This is a genomic window from Sphingobium sp. JS3065 (genome assembly GCF_026427355.1).
GTDB lineage: Bacteria > Pseudomonadota > Alphaproteobacteria > Sphingomonadales > Sphingomonadaceae > Sphingobium.
On the sequence record NZ_CP102667.1, the window covers coordinates 44686 to 65754 of the forward strand.

Genomic DNA, 21069 nt, shown 5'->3' on the forward strand with positions numbered 1-21069 from the left:
CCATGCACTTAGCGCGAGCGGGACGGCTTTCTCTCCTGCTGGCGAAGCGTCAAATCCTCGCGGGCTATGCGGGTGGCCTCATTCTGGCGCTGTTGCTCGAAGCGTGCCGCAGGAATCGGTCCGCCGTTCTCAATCCGCTTGGCCACCGTTTCCTTCGCGTTCTCGATGTAGCGCGCCTGATCCTCCTTTTTGGGAAAGCGCGTCTTAGCTTCGATTGAGGCCGCCAGGACGTGCGACTGCGCGGCCTTGAATTGCGGATCGGTCGCATTCTCGCGGTGGGAGTTGCGGCGGAATTGTTCGGCCGCTGCGCGAAACTCGGTAGGGTCTTGCTTTGCCATGCTCGCTCTTTTCGTAGGGTCTTGAGCTTCGCGCGCCTTGTCACGCGCCGCCAGTCTTTCTCCCTCAAGCTTCAGCTGGGGAGAAGGCTCGAAGTCTTTGACGGCGACACCGGCGCGGGCGGCTTCCAGATAGACCGCCTTCTTGAAATCATCGCTGCCATGAACACGGATCGACTGCCAGCCATTATGCTTCGCAATGGCGACCGCATCGCCAATCGCATGGTCCTTGTTGATCCGAATGCCGTCCTGGCCTTTGATCGACATATCGGGCTTGTCGTCGCGTCCACTACGGAACAGGTCGTCGCCGACCCGCAGATATTTCCGTTCGAGCTGGGCCGGTAGCGCCAAGGCGGCGTCATTGACCTTCTTGCTTTGGTCCGCCGCCTTTGACGGTGGATCGGAACGAGTGGGCGCTGACGCCTCTTGCCGTTCCGCCCTGGACCGTTCGCCTTCATGAATATTCAGCGATTTGTCGGTTACGGCGGCCGGTGCGGCTTCACGCTTCACCGTTCGGGGCCAAGCTTCAATATCAGCTAACGCGGCGCGCTCGCGTTGCTCCAATTCATTCGTAGGCGCCCCGCGTTTCACCGCGCCGTGATATTCTTTAATGGCTGGGCTTAGGTATTGCCCTACGGGCGTCGAACCGTCGTTCTGCCAGTCCGTAGATACAAGGTGTGCAGTTTTGCCATCTTTCTGCATCCTCAGCGAGTGATTGCCCGTGTCCACCTTGACGTAAGCCTGCATTGCATCGGGCAGAGTAGCGAAGGATTGCTTGCTTGAGCCTACTCCGTGAATCTCGAAGGGGCGCGGTTCGGTTTCTGCGCGCGGGCTTGTGCTATCATCGGCCATATTCTTCTCCCTCACTCAGAACTAGATCCCGGCGCTGACCTTCCCACTCCTCTTTCGTCGGGTCGGGACCAATAATGTCGTCGAAGTCGATTTCATCGAATGCCATGCTGCCGTCCTTCACTGTAAGGTTCGGCATGTCGCGATCGAGGGCGAGAACGTCTTCGGGAATGTCCTGCACCTGGTCATCGGCCAGCGCGGAATAGTCGTTGAAAGCCGCCAGCTCTTCATCGCTCAAATCATCGACGGGCGCGATCGGCGCGATTGGCTTGGGCAGCGCCGCTACTTCCGGCGCAGGCGTCAAGCGCGAGCGGAACACGGCATCCTTGAAGTAGCGGATTTTCTTGCCGCGAATGACAGGGATACCGCCCCGGATGACGAGAATATCTTCTTCGGGCAGCTGCATCAGCTCTTGCGGGAGCATCAGCGCGCGACGCTGTTCGGAGACTGTCTTGCTTCGATTGGCGAGCAATCCATGTATCGTCAGGGACCGGCTTTCCGCATCCTGACCGAGATAGCCGAGGCGTTCCGACAGTTCCTTTGCGACCCGCAGCTCCTTCGGCGTAAACGCAATTTCGACCCCGCAATTTGATACGATTTCGTCCGCGCCATGCTCCCCATAGACATTCCGCAGCTGGGAGCGGGACTGGATGACGGGAAGCAGACGGAGCCCATAGCCGCGCACATAGGAGAACGCATTTGCAATGACCTGGGCGCGGCCGAGCCGAGCAAATTCGTCCAGAATGAGCAGCACGGACAGCTTTTCGCCATCGTCGGGCAGTTGCCGCGTGTTGAGATCGATCAGCTGTTGGAAAAACAGATTGTAGAGCGGCGCGACCCTATCGAGTTCATCCGGTGAGACGCCGAGATAGATCGAGGTCGGTATGCGGCGAAGGTCTGTCAGGGAAAAGTCGCTTTCGGCCGTCGCGCGATCGACAATTGGATTGATCCAGAGATTGAGCTTGGAGGTGACGGTCTGGATAATGCCGGTGAATGTGTTGTCCGCGCTGGACGTAAAATCGCTCAATGCGGCGCGGCACCCTTCCGATAGCGCGCTATCGCCGGCTTCCTTGGCGAAGAATGCCTTCATCCCCGGCATCGTGATAGTCCGGTATATCTCGCCAAAAGAGAACGGTCGTTCAGGCTTGGCCGCGATCCACGATGCAATGCCGACAAAGGCCGTGCGGGCTGATTCCGTCCAGAATGCCTCGCCCTTCTCCGGGGGCACGAAGAGCATCGTGGCAATCTTCTGCAATTCGACCAGGACCTCTATTGGATCGGCCCTGTTGATATAGCTAAGCGGGTTGTAGCGGGCCGTGCGGCCTTCCCTGTCCGTAGGGTTGAACAGCACAACCTTTTGGCCGCCCTTGCGGCGAAAACCCGCCGTGATTTCATAGTTCTCGCGCTTAATATCGAGCACGACAACCGAATCCGGCCATTGCAACAGATTCGGGATGACGATGCCAACGCCCTTGCCCGATCCGGTAGGCGCTTCGAGCAATACATGCTCCATCTTGCCCACCATGAGAAAGCCGTTGCGGAAAAAGCCATTGCGGACGCGGCCGAGCACAATGCCCTTCTTAGCGCGAAGGCCCGCCTTGCGGATTTCGCCTTCGCGCGCGAAGCGGGCTTCGCCGTGAAGGTTCCTTTTCGGCCGCAGGACGATAGCCATAAGCAACACCGGCAGCGGCACGCCTATGACCGCGCCTCGCCAGAGCGCTTCGGTCACGACAGGATCATGGCGGTAATACCAGAAGAAGCCGGGGAGCCTGAGCGGATCATAAGCCGCGGCGGGCATTTTGAGAAAGAACCACGCCACCGTGCCGGTCAGCAGGCCGATCAGCAGCAGTGTGATCGGAAGGAGGACGAGGGCCAGTGCGAGCCTGTTAGAGCCTGTTTTCTGGATCAAAATATATCTCCGTCACGCGAAAGCGGCCTTCGACCTTCTTGGTCTGCACGACCACATCAACCAGCAGCTTGAGCAGGCTGCGAATGTCGTCACGGGCCAGATCGGCGCCGCCCTCGCTTTCCTTGACCAGCAATGTCAGCTGTTCGAACGCGAGTTCGGCCGAGTCCGCATGGATCGTCGTGATTGAGCCGGGATGGCCTGAGTTGACGTTGCGGAGATAGAAGAACGCGGTGCCGTCGCGCAGCTCCTGCAACAGTATCCGGTCAGGCCGCATACGCAGGGCCGATTCCAGAAGATCCTTTGCAGAGATTTTCGCGGTGCCCTGCTTGTCCTTCGCGTAGAGCATGTGGACCACGTTGCGATGCGGAACGACCAATTCGCGCGTGTCTTCGATCGTCAGCAGCCGCTCATGCGGCGGAATGAGCTGGATCAGCCCTTTAGAGAGCGTCGTCTTTCCCGAGCCGGTAGCGCCCGAAATCAGGATATTCTTGCGGCCTCGGACCGCCTTTTGGAAAAATTCGACGTGCTTTCCTGCGTCGAGCAGATCGCGCAATTCAACATCGAGCGGCGAGACTTGCCTAGTCGCGATCTTTGTCTCGCTAAACAGCCCACCGCGCTCGAAGTCCTCCATCGTCAACGTCACCGATGACGGTTTGCGGATGGTGATGGACACGGTGCCGGCAGGGACAGCAGGCGGCACAACCAGCTGCACACGCTCACCGCTGGGGAGGATTGTGGAGCAGATCGGCGTGGACTGGCTTATGTCCTGATGCGTGAAAGCCGCCGCTGCCCGCGCGAGCGCGAGCAGCGACTTTTCATTGAGGTCAGGCAATGTCTCCCAGGACCACCCATCGCGCGTTTCAATTGCCGCCTCGCCAGCCTTGTTAATCACCAGCTCCGTTACGTCCTCACGCGCGAGCAGAGGGCGCAGCGGCAGTAAGGCGTTTTCGAGGACCGCCGTATTGCTCATTGGCTGCGCCGAAGCCGCAGGCCGTAGATGTTGGAGAAATCAAAGTCGCGCGCGACCATGATTCCCACTTCCGCGCCCTGATTGATGCGAAGCACCGGCTGAATCTGCATCGTGTCCCGCAAGATCGTGTCCGACGCTTGGCTGGGAACCCGCGTGACATTATCGGCGTCGGAGACTTCCGAGGCGGCGATCGAGGCGGCATCGTTGAGCGAACTGAACAACAGCGCGGCCCCGAAGCGTTCCCAAAAGAAGTTCTTCACGCCGCCTGCCATACCTGAACGGCCAAGCGCATCGCTGGCGGGCGAACCTACGTCGATCGCCACGCCGCGAGGCGTGACCGCGCGGTTCCATACCGCAAAGAGACGATATTTGCCGCGCTGGACGCCGGTTTGATATTCGCCCAAGACGCGCGTTCCCTTTTCCAGCAGGACGACGCGGCCGTTGTCCGAATAAATGTCGCGGGGAATGATGCAGCTGACATATCCGGGCTGACTGGAATCCATCGCGGTTTGCAGCACGCATGGAATGAACGACCCCGCGAGGATCAGCATATCGCGGTTGCCAATGTCGCGGCCTGACACCCGATCAATTTGCGAGGTCTGGCGCATGTTTTCGAGATTGGTCCGCCGCGATCCACCTTGCCCATCGCCATCGGCCGACGCACCAATCAACTGCGCGCCCTGTGCTCCTGTGCCGCCGCCCATGGGCAGGCCGGTGGCAGCTGCCACCGCTCCACCGACCCCACCGCCGTTTTCGCCACCATAAGCCATGATTCCGGCACGGCGCTGGGCCTCTGCAATGACTTGCCCCTCAGACTTTTGGGGGCGGCCACTTGCACCGGCTGTGCGGGGCGCTTGGCTTCCATCGAGCGCCGGCACTTCCGTCATGGGCACCGGCGCGTTCGGATCATTCGGCGCATCGGCAAGCGTTGGCGCGATGATCGACTTGGGATCGTAGTTGGCGAGCTGCCTTTCATCCGGCTTTTCCGCTTTCTCGGCCTTTTCGGTTGGATCGCTCCGCATCGCGTCGATTGTGCTGAAACCGAGAACGATCGCGCCGCAGGCAACCGCCGCGAGAACGACCGCCTTTTTGGGGTCGATCGACCTGTTCGGCAGAGCGGCAATCTTCGCCTGGCGCTCGCTTTGCCGCTCAATATCTTCGGGATCGGGCACCGGCTCAGACGCGAGGGGCCGGTTTTCGACCGTCTCGCCCTGCGAGATGATGTTGTCGCCATGCGGCGCGTTGTCATGATCGTTCGCAGCCATTTTATTGAACCCCCGTGGTTCGCTCGACTAGGCCAGAGGCCGTGTCAGTTTTGGGATCGCGCCCGTAATAGTCGGTTTTCTGATTGTGGATGCAGAGCACTTCGAGGCCCCGGCGCAGCCGGATTGTCCTGTAAACCCCGTGCAGCACCACATATTCATCGCGCACATCGAAGGAGGCGATGGCTTCCGATCCATCAGGATTGACGACGAAGAACGCCGGCAATTCACGCTGGTTGGGGAAGCGCATCACGGTGAACTGTCCATTGTCAGACACTTCGGAGGGCTGGATGGCCGTCGATCCTTGCATGATGTAATCGGCGTTGCGTGTGCCTTCCAGCACGCCAATATCGAGCGCGGACTTCACCGCGCCGCGTTCCAAGGCTTTCAGCTGGGCCAGCTGGGCCATTGCGGCTTGCGCCTGCGCCTCGGCCGCTTCCTGTTCAGGATAGCGGAAAACGACCGTATAGAAGCCGCTGCCGCGCTGCGTTGGCGACAGAGCGAAGCGGTAGCTGCGCGGGCCGTAGCGTGAACGGGTTATGACTGTCAGGTTCGTGCGACCCGCGCGCTCGCGCGGTTTGATGAAAAGCGAATTGGCAGCCGGTGCGACTTCCCAAGACACGGTATCGCCCAACGCCACATGCTCGACTACTTCATCCTTGGCGAAGACGATTTCCGTGGCGATGCGGAATACACCCGGAATCTCATAGACTTGCCGATCATTGTAGTTCGCTTCACGAACCCGGTGATCGAGCACCGTCGCATGAGGCGTTTCTTCGGCCATCGCCGGCGACGCAGCTAGCGCGATCGCGAGCGCAAACGGGGCGCTCCACTTCAACACGGTCATTGGGGCACCTCCACGTCAGCGCGATAGCTCTCGACCTGATAGCCAAGCGGATTCTTGAAGCGGTCCACTTCCTTGCTCGGCGTGCCATCGACCTTGTATTTGATGGTCGCGACGGCATCGGTTTTGGTCGAGTTCGAGCCGGTCACAGATTCCTTAGTGAAATAGACCTGCGCGACGTTGCCGCCCAGGAACGACACCCGCTTGATTTCGACAAAAACATCAGTGCGGTTCGCAAGGATGTTTTGCGGACTTTGGGGATTGTCGGTCTTGTAGAAGCGTGACCACCGATCCTGTTCGGGCCGCGCCGACATGACCATGACCGCATCGAAATATTCTTCGCGAGCGGCCGCTATCCAGCCTTCGCGATAGCGGACATAGGTAGCGAGGAAATACTTACGGACCGCCTCGTCATAGGTGATCGTCGCGTCACCGTGGAGCTTGGCGGCGATCGACGCCTCGCCCGTGTTACGGTCCACCGTGATAACATATGGCTCGACCGTTTTTAGAGGCGTCAGGGCTGCAACGGCCACAACGCCAGCAGTCGCCAGGGCGCCAGCAACGCCAGCGACGACCCACGCCAGCTTTTTGGAGCGCTCGGCCGCCGCAAGCTTGTCACGTTCCCAGCTTGCAGCCTCTTCAAAATAGGCTTTCAGCTCGTCCTTTGGAATACCAACTGCCATCGTAACACCTCAGCAATTCGAGTAGATCGGGCCGCGCAGCGAGGCGCTTAGACGCGGCACTTCGACCGCCCGCGATGCGTCCGACTGTTCATTGCCCGGAGTGGAGGGGTCTGCCGGGGCCGCGTCCGGCGTTGCCGGTGCACCCTGATTGAACACGTCCACATTTGCCGGCGCGGTTCGCTGTGCGGCCTGCTCCGGGATTGAGGGGAGGGTAAGCCCATGCGGATTTGCAGGCCGCATCGGCCCCTCACATTTGGCTGGCTTTTTGACGGGCTGACCTGCGCAGGCCGCCAGCGCCAGGCAGATTCCGAGTCCAAGCAACTTGCGCATATTCGTTCCCTCAAGCTCTGGTGATTGTGTTTCGGTTGCGCCAACGGCGAACCGCCGACGAGAAGCCCCGCCCCATGCTGGCCCCCATGGCGCGGGCATCGCTGGCCGCGTGCCCTGCGCCCGTTGCAACTGCCCCGCCACCCTTCGTCACCGCGTTGCCGAACTGCGTCACCATTGCAGCCGCGCCGCCGCCAAGTGAGGCAGCTATTCCGGGGATTTGGATGAAGAAAAAGCAGGCGAGAATGTAGAACGCGATGATCCGGATACAGGTGCTCCAGATGTTGTCAAAATCGCCATCGAATGTTGCTGTTGCCGATTCAGCGACATTGGCCACAACGAGCACAAGAAGCATCGCAAATAGCGACAACATCAGAAAGTTGAGGACGCTGCCGAGCCATGAGAAGAAGTAGCTTCTGGTGGAATCAAACAGCAGCGCTGCTACGAAGATCGGCCCGACCACCGCCAGACAGGCGAGCGCAAACAGCGCATAGAGCACGATCACAAAGCCGACAGCCAGTGCGAACAGAGCCGCGATCGCTGTCAAAAGAATGATGATAGTGGCACCGATACACAGCATAATTGCGGCCGCAGCGCCGGGAATATCAGTCAGTGAGGCGTGTTCCTCTGCGTATTTCTCGGTCGCATCCTGCATCGCGAGCAGTGCATCATCGACCCGCGCCCACATCCCATCGAAAGACCCACCAACGCCGTCCGGTGAGCCGCCTACGATCGAGGCAAACTCATGCGGCAGGCCGGTCACGATCATCTGTGCGAGCGATGCTCCATAGAGGTTTGTCACAGCATAATAGAGCGCGGCCAGCATAAGCGAGCGATAGACATATTCGCGGAAGGGGTATTGCACGGCCCCGCGCATAATCGCGTAGCCTAGCAGGATTATGTAAATGATCATGCCAGTGCGGAGCGGTCCAGCGATCCACCCAACAAACCCAGCATAGTTGGACACAACTACCGAATTGAGTTCGTTGGTGAAGCCCTGATAGGCATTCGTAAATAGATCGTATTCCACCAGACCGCTCCGATTAGATATAATTCAAGCTGTTATTACAGCCTTACATTCCAGCTGCCTTCCGTGCTCGCGCACGCTGCTCATCACGTTTCCGCGACCTTTCAATGGAGGCGATTTTGTTCTTTATGCCTCCGCAATTGCGAGCCACTGGCATGGGGAGGTCCGACTGTTTGAGTTCGCTGTTCACGATCTTGTCGCACTCAGCGACGATCACCGGAATCTGATCTTCATGAGTTTTGAGCCAATCAACGTCATGATAGGTCATTAAAATCTCGGGAAATGTGGGCGCGCGTTCGCAGCCGGCGAGCAAGCCGGCTGCGCTGATCGCAAGAAGGACCATTTTCTTCATGGTCAAATTCCAGCTGCCGCCCGCGCTCGCGCACGCTGCTCATCGCGTTTGCGCGACCTGTCCGCAAAAGCTTCGGCCGTGTGCGCCGCGGCCTCCGCTCTGCGCGCTCGCTCCAACGCTTCGACGCGGAGCTGGTCGTTCATCATCGACGCGCTTTCGAGCTGGATGCGCGCTTGAAGGTCAGCAACTTCCTTGGCTGTTGATGCGGTCGCAAGTCGATTGCGCAGCTCTTCCAGACCCTCACCGCGCGATGTGGCCGCTTCGCCCATGCCTTCGGCCATGGCCTTGTCCATCGCGATCGAGCGAGCTGTCTGATAGCGAACGTCAGTCTGATCGCCATTCGCGGATACGCCGAGACGTTCGAGCATGTCCTGATAGATCGCATCAGATCGCCCGCCGTAGCTGCCGCCGCCGCCAAAATCGCCGCGCGCCATGCGTTCGAGCGAGTTCACATCAACGCCCAGGGTGCGAAGTGAATCCGTCTTAAGCTGGTTGGCGATCGAGGAAACATCGGTCAGCTGGTTCAACCCTTGGTAGAGCTGCTGCGCTTCCGCAATCTGCTGGCGACCTTGCTCGATCATCTGCATGGTCTTCTGGATTTGTTCGATATGCTTGAGCACGGACGTGCTATCGAACACAGGGATACCCTGCGCACTGGCTGGCGTCGCGGCCGCAAGGCTCCCGATCGACACAGCCGCCAAGATAAGCTGCTTCATAGTCTCACTCCTTTCAGCTTGGGCGCCGGCGCCGGTGAAATTCCGGCAACCAGAGCTTCGGATCATTGCCCAGTTCGGCAATCACTTCGCGGGCCACGCCCGTTGTTTCAGCGCGCCCCGACAGCACGGCCAGTTCATCGTCCATGCCAATGAGATCCAGGCCGACCACAACGGAGTCATGGCCCTGCTTCACGAGGAATTTGCGGCTTTCCGGCGACAGCTCTTCGCGCACCAGCTTAAATTCCGCCTCCGAGAGCGAGAAGCCTTCGATGTAATCCCGGCGCTGGCCGAACGGATTGGGCAGGAAGATTTTCGTCGCGACCTGCTCCAAGATCGAATGGCTGATCGTGGACCGCAGCGCGTCCGCAGGCGACTGTGTTGCAAAGACGAGGAACGCATTGCGCTTGCGGTATGTCTTGAGGCCATCCTGCGCGAATGCCGTGAACGCCGGATCGGCCAGCGCCTTCCAAAATTCGTCAATCGCAATAACCATGCGCTCGCCTGTCAGGAGCGCGTCTATCCGCTCGAACAGGTAGAGCATGACCGGCGTGCGGATTTCCGCGTTTTCGAGGAAGTCGGTCATATCGAAGCCCACGAAACGGGCTTCGAGAGACATGGAATCTTCCTCATTATCGAAAACCCAGCCAAGGTTCCCCTCGGAGGTCCACTTGACTAGGCGCGCGCCGACGCCGCCCGAGTCCGACATGCCGAGCATGGTCCGCAGCGCCGACAGCGAGCGTTGCTCGCGTGGCAGCTTCATCACGGCTTCGATGCCATCGTCGATCAGGTGCGATTCCTGCACCGTGATCGGCGCCCCCTCTTGCTTCACCAGCTGGCGGATGAAGCGACCGAGGAACGCGCGATGGGAAGCCGTATTGTCGAGCGCCTTGAGCGGAGCGAAGCCCGTAGGTTCCCCGTTGCGCAGCGCGAGATAGGTGCCGCCGCTGGCTCGGACAAAAATTTCCGCGCCTTGATCCTTGTCGATGAAGATATGGCGCGCGTTGAACTTTTCGAGCTGCGCCATCAGGAAGTTGACCAGCACCGTCTTACCGCCGCCCGATGGACCAATGACCATCGAATGGCCCAGGTCTGCCGAATGGAAATTGAAGTAATAGGGGCTGCGAGCGCTTGTCTTGAGCAAGGCGACCGCAGGCCCCCAATGATTGCCGTCCTCGTGCCCTGCAGGGAACGTATGGAAGGGCGAGAACGCCGAGAAATTATATGACGTGATCGGCGCGGGGCGCGCCCTCCACGCGAAGTTGCCGACCAGCTGCGACCAATAGGCAGCTTCCAGCGCCGCGCTTTCGCGGGCGGCGACCATGCCCGTATCGGCCAGCGCCGCGCGCGCGATCGACATGTTATCGCGCAGCTTCTTCAAATCTTCCGCGAACACCGTCAGCGTGAAATGATGGTCCCCCAGCACAAAGCGGTTCGATTGCAAATCGTCGGCCGCGTCGATCAGCTCATCCATCTGGCTGATCGCCTTGTCACCGGCGTTCGCCATTTGGGTCTGGCGAAGCCGAAACCGTTCTGTTGCCGCTGTGCGCGACAGGAACGTGAACGACTGCGTTATGGCGAGGCTGAAATCGACCGAAAGCAGCGATTCAAACTGGCGCGGCGTTGTCGATGACGGATACTCGCGAATGCCGAAAATGCCGCCGAACATCGAATGATCGGCGTCGCGGACCTCAAATGTCTCAGCGCCGATGATGGCGCGGCTCGCATAGAGCGCCGAGCCGAGACGGCCACGGACCAGAGGACAGCGCCGATAGCGCCCGGTCATCACCTGGTTCAATATTTCCAGCGGTTCGGAGAACAGGAGACCCCGGTGCTCATAGATGCCGACACGGCGCGGACGAACGCGCAGCAGCAGCTTTTCCAGATCGCGCACCTTGTCTTCCAGCAGCTCTAGAGCTTCCGCGATATTGGCGTTCTTGTCCTCCTGCTTCTTGCGCAGGAAATCCATCAGCTTGTCGGTCGCGTTTGCTGTTGGGCGGATCACGACCGTCATGAAGAAGCGGTTGCGGAACATGCGTTCGGCCGTCATCCGCTCATAGTATTTTTGATCGAGCTTCGCGGCGAAATGCGAGCGGAACGTGCCGCCTGGATAGTCGCGCACGCGCATCCGCAACATGTGCGTCCAGATCGAAAGCCGCTCGTCATGGATATTGCGCCAGACCCCGTTGAGGCGCGTGTGCCAATCATTCAGATCGCGCACGTCCGAAGTCTCAAAGGGCCGTCCATCCAGTTCGAGCATGAGCATCAGATCGCCGTTATCGAGGGCGACCACATGCTCATTGACATGCCGCGAATACGGCAAGAATTTCTCGGGCATTTCCTCCCGTTTGGCCTTGTCAAAAGGCACCTTCTCCGCGAGCGCGCTCTTACCGAACACCACGACCAAATCCCTTTCGCTTGATTCCGTAGAGCGGCAGCGGCGTGTAGCTCGATCCACCCCAAAAGACGCGGTTCCGGTTCGCCGCTTTGGTCCGGCCCCACAGGAAGATCAGCCGGAATGCGTTCACGTCATGCCGAACGATAAGCCGCGCCATCGCATAAAGCGCGACGGCGGCCGCGCCGCCGTAGAGAGGATTGCCCGAACCAACTAACGTGATTGCGCCCGCCATGATGATGAGCGCGCCCGCTTCAATGGGAACACCCGCCCACAAAGCGGGGCGGGTGACGGCCAAGAACAGCGGGTCTTTTGTCATTTCTTCCTGACCGTCCATCCCCGATCACCCCGTAATCGTGTCGACGATCCAAGGCGCGGAGAACACGATCACCACGCCAACTACGACCGTGACGAGCATCTGCACCGACGCGCGGCCGAGGAACCACAGAAGGCCAACGACGATGATCGCGATGATCGCAAGCGTGCGGAGCAAACCGTTGCTCAGCAGGCCGAGAATGTTGTCGGCCAGGCCTTCAAAGTTTGCCTGCGCAAAAGCCGGCTCCGCTACGAGCAGGCTTGCCAGCAGCGACAGGGGCAGCGCGCGCGCCATGAGCGGCGAGGGCTTGAGACGCGCGAGCAGCGCATCGAGCCGGGATTCAGCCTTGATCTTCCAGATACGAAACATTCGACAACTCCTATCTTCGCCTTACGAACCAATCCGCGCGTGTTGGGCGCGGCCGAAAACATCCCACGCAGGCGGTGCAGGCGGTGGAGCCGCCTCCATGTTCTCCGCTGCGATTTCCGCCAGCTCCACCGGCACACGACCGGCGCCAGTGTCGCTCATGGCGGCGCTGGCGGGCTGATCGCCCACGATGACAGTCGGGATTGCGGTCGCAGGCCGACCGCTGACGCGGCGACCTGCGTTCTCCACGCGGGCGACATAGCCGTTGCGGAAACCTCTCGATTGAGAGCCTGTGTTATACATGCTGAGTGCGACCCGAAGGGCCTCTTGCGGGGTGCGCCCCGTCTTGGCCGAACGGAAATTGGACAGGAGCACCCGGCCTGCCGCTTCGATATTGGAGCACTGCTTGAAAACAGTGTCCCACGTTAGGCCGAGCCATCCCATGTTGCGTGAATTGATTTGGCCGAGGCCGAGATCCACGCTGTAGCCGCGAGCCACATAGGAGCGCGCGGTTGCGATGGCCTCAGCCTCATTACGCGGACGGCGAGGCTGACTGGCCACGCCGTTGACGTTGATCGCAAAAACATAGTTCGAAGATTCCGCATCCACGATCGCGGCGATCGTATGCGGCGCTACCGCTGGGGCGCATTGCGCCGCCAGCGAAAGAACGGCTCCGGTTTCGAGGAACACGTTCCCGCTCCCGGTCAGTTGCGCGGCTGATAGTAGGTCTGTTGCCGCCCGTCAGTCCAAGTGACCGTCAAGCGACCAGGCCTCCCATCATCCGGCTTCTTGTATTTGGTCTTGGCGATGCCCCCGCCCGTGCATGTCGGGAAGCTGCCGCCGAGAGCCAGCACGCGCCACAGTTTCGTTATCGGTGGAACACAGGCTGGATATTGCGTCGGACCACCCGGGTTGGAGATGCACAGCACAACCTCACATGCCCAAGTATTATCCGACGCTACAGCGGGGGTCGATTGCACCGCAGCCCCCACCAAGGCGGTCGCGAGCGCGAAATTAAAAGCTTTCATCGCTTTCTCCCTCGTCATCGAGATTTATGCACATATCACGATGAGGGGGAAAGGGAAGCCTAAAACGCCAATTTGTTGCTGCATTGTTTGTCGGGAACCAATCGGATATGGTCATCCTCATAGCCGTAATCGAGCACGACATGCCGCACAGCGCTTGACAGTCGCTTGTAGGTTTTAAGCGTTGGTTGCTCGAATAGGCAGACATTCAGCCACTTATCGCCACGCCACGATACTTTGACATTGATGATCCATTCACTCGACGGCAGTTGCGCAATTTCGACCGCTTGGATCATTCCCCCAGCAGGGCGGCGGGTGGTTAGTTCGCGCTCAAGGATCGGATCATACTGCCAATCGTCGCTATGCGGCATCGTGATTTATTCCCTTTTACCGATTAGGATATGTCTATCCTCGCTTTGACGGCGAGGGCAACCCGGCTTGTCGTCTCTTGCCGCGCAACCACATTACAGCCATTAAGCGTGTCAACACGCTTATTCCGGCACCACACCAACCTCTTGTGTTCTAGACCTATGGCGCGCCCGAAAAGACAGGAAGACCCTCTTCTCCCGGTTCCTTTGCCCCGGCGTCGGCCGAGCCGCGCCAACACGCGAAATCTCGCAGCATCGGTGAAACCCGAGCTGGCGGCCGAGATCAAGAACCTCGCTGAGCGCGAACAAACGTCCGTTGCTGCCCTGGTCGAAGAGGCGACGATCAATCTCTTGAAGGCACGCGGGATCGAATATCCCGACTATCTGCGCCACTACCGCAAATTGGCGTGACGAGCGCGTTATAAGCGTGCGCGCACGCTTATTCTTGCCAACCCCTTAAACTTGAGCCAGTTATGACGCGCTGATTCCGCCTTGGAGTCGGCGATTCATCTGTTGCGTGCGGGGTGGCTCCCCGAGGCGACAGGACAACAAAAAACCCTCGCTTGGCTGAGCGAGGGCTGTTTGTGCCACCGAAGTGAGCGCTTCTAACTTGGCTCTCTTTATCGGTGGTGCTGCGGCGAAAGTCAATCTCGAAAGCGTGCTTTCGGGAGCGATGGTGCTTGGCCTCGCGGGACCGACGAAGGGAGGTCCGCATGACCACTTCCATAGGCGCCGTGCTGCGTAGCACCGGCCTCGCCACGATCGACCGCGCCTTGCTTGCGCGTGCCGAAAAACCGCGCGTCAAAGTCTGGGCCGGCAGCATCGCCGTAGGCCACGAAAAGCGGGCCAAGGCTTACACACCGATCCGCAATGCTCGCCAGATGCGCGAGATGATCGAAGCCGCAAAGCTCTACGAGCGGCAAACGCTCGCGCAGCGGCGGACAACCACACCGCGCATTCGCAACGGAGCTATCGGACAGGCCGGCATCCAGATCATCGAGTTCCTGGCCCGCGTCATCGACTATAGCACTGGCGCGCTGTTCCCCAGTCTTCACACCATCATGGATGGAACCGGCCTCAGCAAGAATTGCGTCGTTCAGGCGCTTTCGCGTCTCAAAGACGCGCGAATTATCGACTGGTTCAGGCGCTACGAGCCGGTTCCCGACCACGAAGCGCAAGGCGCTGGCCCGCGCATCAAGCAGGCCACGAACGCCTATCGCTTCCTCTTCCCCGCCTTCCTCTCGAAAATCTTCGCTGCTCGCCGCCGTCGCGGCGTCGCGGCCGATCCAGCCCCCGCTTGCGAACAATATCGCCAGATCGAGGCGGCGCGCGACATGGAGCGCATGAGGGATCAGCTGCCCCTATGGGAGCTAACCCGCGAAGAGCGGGACAAGCGCGAGCTGGCGGACATTCTCGCCAGCCTGGGCCAAGCGATTGAGGCGAAAGAACGTGAGTCATCCGCAAGTGAAGATAACCGGCGGAGATATTTATATTGAATGGCCCTAGTCGGGCCATGCGCGATATTGGCATGTATCCCGACCGTTTGCCCGCCATCGTGAAATGTGTATAAATCCCAATGTCGGGATACCGTTGACGAAAGAAGTTCGATGCAGATGGACGTCGAAGCACGCGCACGTCAGATCGTAGCGGATATGGGCGGCCACTGGCGCGGCTCATATGGCATGGTTTGCTGTCCAGCCCACAACGACCGCAATCCGTCGCTCCAAGTCACCCCCGGCAAGAAGGCCGTCCTATTCAAATGTTGGGCCGGTTGCAGTCAGGAAGCCGTCTGGTCCGCGCTCAACAGCCGCAAAATCAATCGCCACACGAGCGGTGAAACGGTCGATCGCGCGCCCGAACCCTCGCGCCGGAAGCTCGCCCTCCAACTATGGGATTCCGCCGTGCCGATCGCAGGCACCGCGGCTGAACGCTATCTGCGTTCGCGCGCAATCGACCCGACCGGCCTCAAGCTCCGCTTCGCTCCGCGCTGCATCGTTGGTCCGCCCGACGCCCGCGAAGAGCATCCTGCCCTTCTCGTGCCGTTCGAGGCCGACGAAGGCATAATCGCCGTGCAGCGGATCTTGCTCGATCCAGCAACCGGCGAGAAACGCTACCATGCGGCGCTGCGCGAGGCGAAATTGACGCTCGGCCTGGTCCGACACGCCGCCATGCGGATCGGCGGCCAGCCAACCGGCGATGTTCTGCGCCTCGCGGAAGGCTTCGAGGAAGCCGTTTCCGTCACCCAGCTTAGTGACGGGAAATTCAAGGTGTGGGGCGCTGGCGGCATTCGCCGCTATGGCCTGATCGCGATCCCCGAACGCATCCGCAAAATCGTCATCTACTCGCAACACGGCCAGGAAGCCGCACAGGCCATAGAGGACGCGCGCGACCACCTCACTGCCAACGACCGCGAACTGAAAATCATCCTCCCGCCAGCCCCGGCGCCGATGGACTGGAACGACATTCTTCAGGAGAGAGCCAGGTGCTGATCCGAGGTTTCAAAAAATGGCCGCGAAATCAGCAAATCGCGTTGCCCATTCTCTCTGTTTTCGCGTTCGGCGCGCTGTTCAATCAGATGCAGGCGAGGAATAGCGAGCCGGTTTCAATCCATGTCGAGAACCCGCGCATTATCGACGGCGATACGCTCGAAACGCTCGATAAAAAGCGGGTGCGGTTGTCGGGAATTGATGCGCCGGATGAGGACGGCAAGGGCAATGTGCCCAAGATCGCAGCGCAGCTCTATTTGGAAGAGCTGGTGAAGCAAAATGGCGGCATGGATTGCACGAGCGATTTTCAGGACGAAAAGTTGACGATCGAGCCGATATGCAACACGCGGCGGACGAGCTGGGGCCGGTCTAACCTGTCGTGCCGGTTTCGGTCGAATGGGGCATCTGTTTCGGCAACGATGGTGCGCCATGGATATGCCGTTGATTACAGGCAACATTCAGGGCTGGCCTATGCCCGTTTCATGAAAGACGCTGCCGATGAGCGACGAGGCCTTTGGGGTGTCGATTACGAGGCGATGAGGAATCTGGCGATCGAGAGGGGCCAGCTGCCGAACAAGTGCAAATGATCGGAGCCGGGAACCTGCCCTATTCCACCACACGGCTGCGCCGCGCGGCTCCACGGAGCCAGCAAAGCCGTCTCCGCCCATTCGGGTGACGGTCAGGGCTATAAGGGAAGATCAGCATGAATGATGCGACGCGAACGACGATGCAGGCCGCGCCCAGGCACAGTGCATCGCCGCGCATCGAGGCAATCGCGGCATGGCTGATCGCCGCGCTCATTCTCGCAGGCGGCGGGATCGTCGCACGCCTGATTGTCGATTATCCGCAGTTCCTGCCGAACAGCTATATCGGCTTCCTGATCTACCGGGCCGGTCCCGCCGCCACCTTGCTATGGGCCTGCGCCGGCGCGACCATCACCGTCAGTGCAGCGCCGAGGCGTCCCGTTCTCCTGATCGCTCTGGTTAGCTCGATCGCCGCGTGCTTCGCGCTCTCCGGGCTTTGATCTCTAACCCCATGCCTTGCGTTGATAATTCAGGCATTAACCCTGGAACACCACCATCCATTATCCAATCAGGCTCACAGCGTTTTCATGAGCAGGTCCCCTCACGATTATCATAGACGCTTGCGGGCGGTTGATGAGCGCGCCGCAGCTCTCCGCGCTGAATCAGAACGCTGGCAAGCCTTCTGGAATGAAGCTGGCGGAGATCAGATCGATCCTCCCATTGTCGCAAAGCCCCCACGCCGCCGCTGGTTCTCCTTCTTAAAGCGACCGCAATAGTTTGAGCGGCCCAGGGCCGCGCTCCGTCAGTGGTGGCAGCTGCCACCGGGGGAACACCAAGGGCACCCGCCCTTTCGTTCCCGAAGCATAATCGACAGGACCGGGTTGCCCGACAAGTTCGGCCAGTTCCGGCGCGCTCGCGCGCGCCGGGGCCTCCCTAGTCGCGCCGCCCGCACCACTCCCATCGATTTTGCTCCCCCCTCCCCATCCCGCGCTTCGCCAGCGGGTCAGAGCCGCAGGCCGCAGGCAGCGGCTTCGCCTAAAGGAGTGAAAAATGACCATCCAGACCATCCAACTGAACAAGCTGGCGCTTTCCGACCTCAACGTGCGGAAGGTGAAGCCCAAGGAAATCGAAGCCCTCGCCGCCGACATTCAGGCGCGGGGCGTGCTGCAAAACCTGATCGGCTATGATGAAGACGGCAAAATCAGGATTTGCGCCGGAGGGCGGCGCTACCGGGCCTTGAAGCTGTTGCAGAAGGCAAAGGCCATCCCCGGCACTTTCGAGGTTCCCGTTGAAATCCGCAGCAAGGACGAGGCGCTGGAAATCTCGCTTGCCGAGAACGCGCAGCGCGAGGACATGCACCCCGCCGATGCCATCGCAGCCTATCGGGCGATCATCGACAGCGGCAAGGACGTTGACGATGTTGCAGCATCGTTCGGCGTCTCCCCGGCCTATGTCCGCCGCGTGTTGAAGCTGGCGGCGCTGCACCCGACCATTCTCAAAGCCTTCCAGAAAGACGAAATCGGCATGGGCGCGGCGCAGGCTTTCGCGCTGACCGACGATCAGGACCGCCAGCTTGAGGTTTTCAAGCGCACCGGCGACAACGCCCACCAAATCCGCGCCATGCTCACCCAGGAGAAGGTTGCCGATACCGACAAGCATTTTCGCATTGTAGGCGAGGAAGCCTATTGCGCCGCAGGCGGCACCTTCACCACCGATCTTTTCGGAGAACGTCGCTATTGCGATGATGCGGGCCTTGTCATGGACCTTGTGCAAGATCGGCTCGACGCCATCGCCAAGGCGGCGCGCGAAGATGGCTGGCGCGATGCAGAAGGGCAGCTCTACCGGCCTGATTCCTACTGGATGCGCGGCCATCTGGAACCCGCTGGCGAGCGCGATCCGACCGAGGAAGAAACCGCGCAGCTGGTCGAGATCGAGGCGGCAATCGCCAAGCGGGAAAGCGAGGTGGACGAGGACGATCACGACTATGACGACGAGTTGCGCGCCCTGACCCGCAAACAGGACGCTATCGTATCGGCTTGCCGCGTTTTCACCGCCGAGCAGAAGGCCGAGCACTCGCTTATCGTCTTCATCGGCCATGACGGTATCGAACAGGTCGCGTTCACCCGCACCGCCAAGGGCACCGCCGCCGATGGCCCCAAGCCTCCTCGCCCCGACTACTCGCAGAAAGTCATGGATCAGCTGGGCGGCATCCGCACGATGGCGGTTCGGGAAGCCCTTGCCAGCGACCCGGAGCTGGCGCTGGACGTGCTCTTAACGGGCCTCTTGGGGCAGGTTCGCGGCAACGCTTATTCGTGGCAACAAGCCGCCGAAATCACCGCCGAGAAGAACCGCTTCCATGTTGACGATGCGGTCATGGGCCATTCCACGATTGCCGACATTGACGAGATCGCAAGGGCCGATCTTGACCGCTTGGCCGAAACACCCACGCTGGACGACATGCGCCAGATGGACAGCGAAGCGAAATTGCGGCTGCTGGCCTACTGCGTTGCCTCGCAGATCACGAGCCTTTCGTTCCACAGCGACCGCGACCGCCAGCTGGCGCAGATCGTCGGAGCCGCGCAGATCAACATGGCCGACAAGTGGGAACCTAATCAGGTATTCTATGACCAGCTTAGCAAGGCCACGCTCTTGAAGCTGCTGGCCGAAGGTTGCGGCAACGACGCTGTAGAGAATTGCCAGACCATGAAGCGCTCTGACCTTGCCGTGACGGTCAACGAGCGCCTTGCGGGGCGGCGCATCCTGCCCCCCGCCCTTCGACCCTCTGCCTTGCCCGATGCCGCCGATAGCGAAAGCCAAGCGGCATGACGGCACGGGGAGCGCGCTTCACTCCCGCGCTCCCCGCAAACTTGGGGGCGGTGGCAGCTGCCACCGCCCCGCCTTTGCGATTAGCGAATGCGCCTGTTGAGGAAGAAAATCCCGATGGGTGCGACGAACAGCACAAAATCATGCAAGCCGCCGCCAAAATGAGCGGCCAGGGCCGCGCGCTTAGTAGTCTGTCAGCTGCCACATAGGATCGAGCGGCCCAGGGCCGCGCTCCGTCAGTGGTGGCAGCTGCCACCGGGGGAACACCAAGGGCACCCGCCCTTTCGTTCCCGAAGCATAATCGACAGGACCGGGTTGCCCGACAAGTTCGGCCAGTTCCGGCGCGCTCGCGCGCGCCGGGGCCTCCCTAGTCGCGCCGCCCGCACCACTCCCATCGATTTTGCTCCCCCCTCCCCATCCCGCGCTTCGCCAGCGGGTCAGAGCCGCAGGCCGCAGGCAGCGGCTTCGCCTAAAGGAGTGAGGAAAATGGCTAAGGAAACGAACCGGATCGACATTTATCAGGCCGTCACCGACGACATTCTTGCGATGCTCGAAGCGGGCACCAAGCCTTGGGTGAAGCCGTGGAGCGGTGGGCCGACCATTCCGCTCCGGCACAATGGGGTCGCCTATCGTGGGATCAACGTCCTCAGCCTTTGGGCCAGCGCCATGCGTCAGGGCTTCGCCTCCCCCTATTGGCTGACCTTCAAACAGGCATTGGAGCTTGGCGGCAATGTCCGGAAGGGCAGCAAGGGGACCACCGTTGTCTATGCTAACAAGCTTGTCGTGAAGGACTCCGAGACGGACGACGAGCGCGCCATTCCGTTTCTGAAACGATACACGGTTTTCAATGCCGATCAGGTCGAGGGACTGGACGGCAAATATCCCGCGCCCGCCCCGATCATTACCAATCCCGAAACCCGCGACGTTGAGCTTGAAGTGATGTTCTCTCGCATCGACGCAACCGTTCGCATCGGCGGATCGCAAGCCTATTACCACACCCGCGACGACTATATCCAAATGCCTGCTTTTGAAGCGTTCCATTCCGCCGACGACTACTATGCCACGCTTGCGCACGAGGCCGTGCATCATGCAGGGCATGAAAGCCGCCTCAACCGGAAAACCCTGATTTCAACGAGCCGCGCCGACTATGCGAGGGACGAGCTCGTAGCCGAGCTGGGCGCATCCTTCATCGGCGCGATTGTCGGTTTCAAGGTCGAGGAACGCGAAGACCATGCCGCGTATATCGAGCACTGGTTGACCGCGCTCCGCAACGACAAGCGCGCGATTTTCGAGGCTGCCCGTGAGGCTCAGAACGCCGCCGACTACCTGTTGGCGATGATGACCGACCAAGCGGATTGAATGACCCGCCCTGCTAAATGCACGAGACGCCGCGCAAGCGCGGCGTCCCATTTCAGGAAAGTGAAATATGGGGGCTACTCAATGTGGTTTATATACAAATCCCGACATGTTAACTATGGGCGGGAGCAGGTCGTTT

22 protein-coding genes are annotated in these 21069 nt (G+C 60.3%); 7 read left to right on the forward strand and 15 right to left on the reverse strand.

The genetic code is table 11. The features are described from left to right. Positions 1-8: 8 nt before the first annotated feature. From NUH86_RS23770 to NUH86_RS23840, 15 genes are all read right to left on the reverse strand, one after another. Complete coding sequence (locus tag NUH86_RS23770; RefSeq protein WP_267253189.1) at positions 9-1187, reverse strand: LPD7 domain-containing protein; 1179 nt, start codon at positions 1185-1187, stop codon at positions 9-11. Beyond that, positions 1177-2877 carry a type IV secretory system conjugative DNA transfer family protein gene (locus NUH86_RS23775; RefSeq protein ID WP_416365402.1) on the reverse strand — a complete coding sequence of 567 codons (1701 nt, stop codon included), beginning with the start codon at positions 2875-2877 and terminating at the stop codon, positions 1177-1179. Before NUH86_RS23775 ends, NUH86_RS23770 begins: the two co-directional genes overlap by 11 nt. Before the next feature lie 193 nt (positions 2878-3070). Next, positions 3071-4063, reverse strand: a complete 993-nt coding sequence (virB11, locus tag NUH86_RS23780; RefSeq protein ID WP_267253191.1) for a P-type DNA transfer ATPase VirB11 — start codon at positions 4061-4063, stop codon at positions 3071-3073. Next, positions 4060-5328 (reverse strand): type IV secretion system protein VirB10, encoded by a 1269-nt coding sequence (virB10, locus tag NUH86_RS23785; protein ID WP_267253192.1) that lies wholly within the window; start codon positions 5326-5328, stop codon positions 4060-4062. Before virB10 ends, virB11 begins: the two co-directional genes overlap by 4 nt. Position 5329: 1 nt before the next feature. Continuing rightward, positions 5330-6172, reverse strand: a complete 843-nt coding sequence (locus NUH86_RS23790) for a TrbG/VirB9 family P-type conjugative transfer protein (RefSeq protein ID WP_004213222.1) — start codon at positions 6170-6172, stop codon at positions 5330-5332. Continuing rightward, the gene (locus tag NUH86_RS23795; protein ID WP_004213217.1) at positions 6169-6852 is read right to left on the reverse strand and encodes a virB8 family protein; all 684 of its coding nucleotides are present in this window, start codon (positions 6850-6852) and stop codon (positions 6169-6171) included. Before NUH86_RS23795 ends, NUH86_RS23790 begins: the two co-directional genes overlap by 4 nt. Before the next feature lie 9 nt (positions 6853-6861). Further along, positions 6862-7182 carry a hypothetical protein gene (locus NUH86_RS23800; protein WP_267253193.1) on the reverse strand — a complete coding sequence of 107 codons (321 nt, stop codon included), beginning with the start codon at positions 7180-7182 and terminating at the stop codon, positions 6862-6864. A 10-nt stretch (positions 7183-7192) separates the two neighbouring features. Further along, positions 7193-8209 carry a type IV secretion system protein gene (locus tag NUH86_RS23805; protein WP_004213214.1) on the reverse strand — a complete coding sequence of 339 codons (1017 nt, stop codon included), beginning with the start codon at positions 8207-8209 and terminating at the stop codon, positions 7193-7195. Positions 8210-8252: 43 nt separating this feature from the next. Then, positions 8253-8558: a hypothetical protein gene (locus tag NUH86_RS23810; RefSeq protein WP_006949657.1), complete on the reverse strand. Its 306-nt coding sequence runs from the start codon at positions 8556-8558 to the stop codon at positions 8253-8255. A 2-nt stretch (positions 8559-8560) separates the two neighbouring features. Next, complete coding sequence (locus NUH86_RS23815; RefSeq protein WP_267253211.1) at positions 8561-9250, reverse strand: type IV secretion system protein; 690 nt, start codon at positions 9248-9250, stop codon at positions 8561-8563. Between the two features lie 37 nt (positions 9251-9287). Then, positions 9288-11672, reverse strand: coding sequence for a VirB4 family type IV secretion/conjugal transfer ATPase (locus NUH86_RS23820; protein ID WP_006949654.1), 2385 nt, complete (start codon positions 11670-11672; stop codon positions 9288-9290). Continuing rightward, entirely contained in the window at positions 11659-12003 is a 345-nt protein-coding gene (locus NUH86_RS23825) for a type IV secretion system protein VirB3 (RefSeq protein WP_006949650.1), read from the reverse strand. Before NUH86_RS23825 ends, NUH86_RS23820 begins: the two co-directional genes overlap by 14 nt. A 6-nt stretch (positions 12004-12009) precedes the next feature. Then, complete coding sequence (locus tag NUH86_RS23830) at positions 12010-12351, reverse strand: TrbC/VirB2 family protein (protein WP_004213202.1); 342 nt, start codon at positions 12349-12351, stop codon at positions 12010-12012. A 21-nt stretch (positions 12352-12372) separates the two neighbouring features. Beyond that, on the reverse strand, positions 12373-13038 hold the full coding sequence (locus tag NUH86_RS23835; protein WP_004213200.1) for a lytic transglycosylase domain-containing protein: 666 nt from the start codon (positions 13036-13038) through the stop codon (positions 12373-12375). Positions 13039-13435: 397 nt separating this feature from the next. Next, positions 13436-13744 carry a hypothetical protein gene (locus NUH86_RS23840; protein ID WP_004213195.1) on the reverse strand — a complete coding sequence of 103 codons (309 nt, stop codon included), beginning with the start codon at positions 13742-13744 and terminating at the stop codon, positions 13436-13438. A 255-nt stretch (positions 13745-13999) separates the two neighbouring features. On the opposite strand from NUH86_RS23840, the gene NUH86_RS23845 reads away from it, so the two are divergent. The 7 genes from NUH86_RS23845 (at position 14000) to NUH86_RS23875 (ending at position 20933) form a co-directional block, all read left to right on the forward strand. After that, positions 14000-14152, forward strand: coding sequence for a hypothetical protein (locus NUH86_RS23845; protein WP_006949649.1), 153 nt, complete (start codon positions 14000-14002; stop codon positions 14150-14152). A 302-nt stretch (positions 14153-14454) separates the two neighbouring features. Then, positions 14455-15237 carry a hypothetical protein gene (locus tag NUH86_RS23850; protein ID WP_006949648.1) on the forward strand — a complete coding sequence of 261 codons (783 nt, stop codon included), beginning with the start codon at positions 14455-14457 and terminating at the stop codon, positions 15235-15237. Positions 15238-15354: 117 nt separating this feature from the next. Beyond that, complete coding sequence (locus NUH86_RS23855) at positions 15355-16230, forward strand: toprim domain-containing protein (protein WP_238532685.1); 876 nt, start codon at positions 15355-15357, stop codon at positions 16228-16230. After that, the gene (locus NUH86_RS23860; protein ID WP_020819817.1) at positions 16224-16814 is read left to right on the forward strand and encodes a thermonuclease family protein; all 591 of its coding nucleotides are present in this window, start codon (positions 16224-16226) and stop codon (positions 16812-16814) included. The genes NUH86_RS23855 and NUH86_RS23860 overlap by 7 nt, the downstream gene beginning before the upstream one ends. Before the next feature lie 116 nt (positions 16815-16930). After that, positions 16931-17251, forward strand: coding sequence for a hypothetical protein (locus tag NUH86_RS23865; protein ID WP_122129343.1), 321 nt, complete (start codon positions 16931-16933; stop codon positions 17249-17251). Positions 17252-17801: 550 nt separating this feature from the next. Further along, entirely contained in the window at positions 17802-19577 is a 1776-nt protein-coding gene (locus NUH86_RS23870) for a ParB/RepB/Spo0J family partition protein (RefSeq protein WP_021319980.1), read from the forward strand. Positions 19578-20060: 483 nt separating this feature from the next. Continuing rightward, complete coding sequence (locus tag NUH86_RS23875; RefSeq protein WP_004213405.1) at positions 20061-20933, forward strand: ArdC family protein; 873 nt, start codon at positions 20061-20063, stop codon at positions 20931-20933. Positions 20934-21069 lie beyond the last annotated feature (136 nt).

Coding starts and splice junctions, on each gene's coding strand:
- NUH86_RS23770 (WP_267253189.1), bottom strand. CDS start 1,187: ATGGCCGATGATAGCACAAGCCCGCGCGCAGAAACCGAACCGCGCCCC.
- virB11 (WP_267253191.1), bottom strand. CDS start 4,063: ATGAGCAATACGGCGGTCCTCGAAAACGCCTTACTGCCGCTGCGCCCT.
- virB10 (WP_267253192.1), bottom strand. CDS start 5,328: ATGGCTGCGAACGATCATGACAACGCGCCGCATGGCGACAACATCATC.
- NUH86_RS23790 (WP_004213222.1), bottom strand. CDS start 6,172: ATGACCGTGTTGAAGTGGAGCGCCCCGTTTGCGCTCGCGATCGCGCTA.
- NUH86_RS23795 (WP_004213217.1), bottom strand. CDS start 6,852: ATGGCAGTTGGTATTCCAAAGGACGAGCTGAAAGCCTATTTTGAAGAG.
- NUH86_RS23800 (WP_267253193.1), bottom strand. CDS start 7,182: ATGCGCAAGTTGCTTGGACTCGGAATCTGCCTGGCGCTGGCGGCCTGC.
- NUH86_RS23810 (WP_006949657.1), bottom strand. CDS start 8,558: ATGAAGAAAATGGTCCTTCTTGCGATCAGCGCAGCCGGCTTGCTCGCC.
- NUH86_RS23825 (WP_006949650.1), bottom strand. CDS start 12,003: ATGGACGGTCAGGAAGAAATGACAAAAGACCCGCTGTTCTTGGCCGTC.
- NUH86_RS23830 (WP_004213202.1), bottom strand. CDS start 12,351: ATGTTTCGTATCTGGAAGATCAAGGCTGAATCCCGGCTCGATGCGCTG.
- NUH86_RS23840 (WP_004213195.1), bottom strand. CDS start 13,744: ATGCCGCATAGCGACGATTGGCAGTATGATCCGATCCTTGAGCGCGAA.
- NUH86_RS23850 (WP_006949648.1), top strand. CDS start 14,455: ATGACCACTTCCATAGGCGCCGTGCTGCGTAGCACCGGCCTCGCCACG.
- NUH86_RS23855 (WP_238532685.1), top strand. CDS start 15,355: ATGGACGTCGAAGCACGCGCACGTCAGATCGTAGCGGATATGGGCGGC.
- NUH86_RS23865 (WP_122129343.1), top strand. CDS start 16,931: ATGAATGATGCGACGCGAACGACGATGCAGGCCGCGCCCAGGCACAGT.
- NUH86_RS23870 (WP_021319980.1), top strand. CDS start 17,802: ATGACCATCCAGACCATCCAACTGAACAAGCTGGCGCTTTCCGACCTC.
- NUH86_RS23875 (WP_004213405.1), top strand. CDS start 20,061: ATGGCTAAGGAAACGAACCGGATCGACATTTATCAGGCCGTCACCGAC.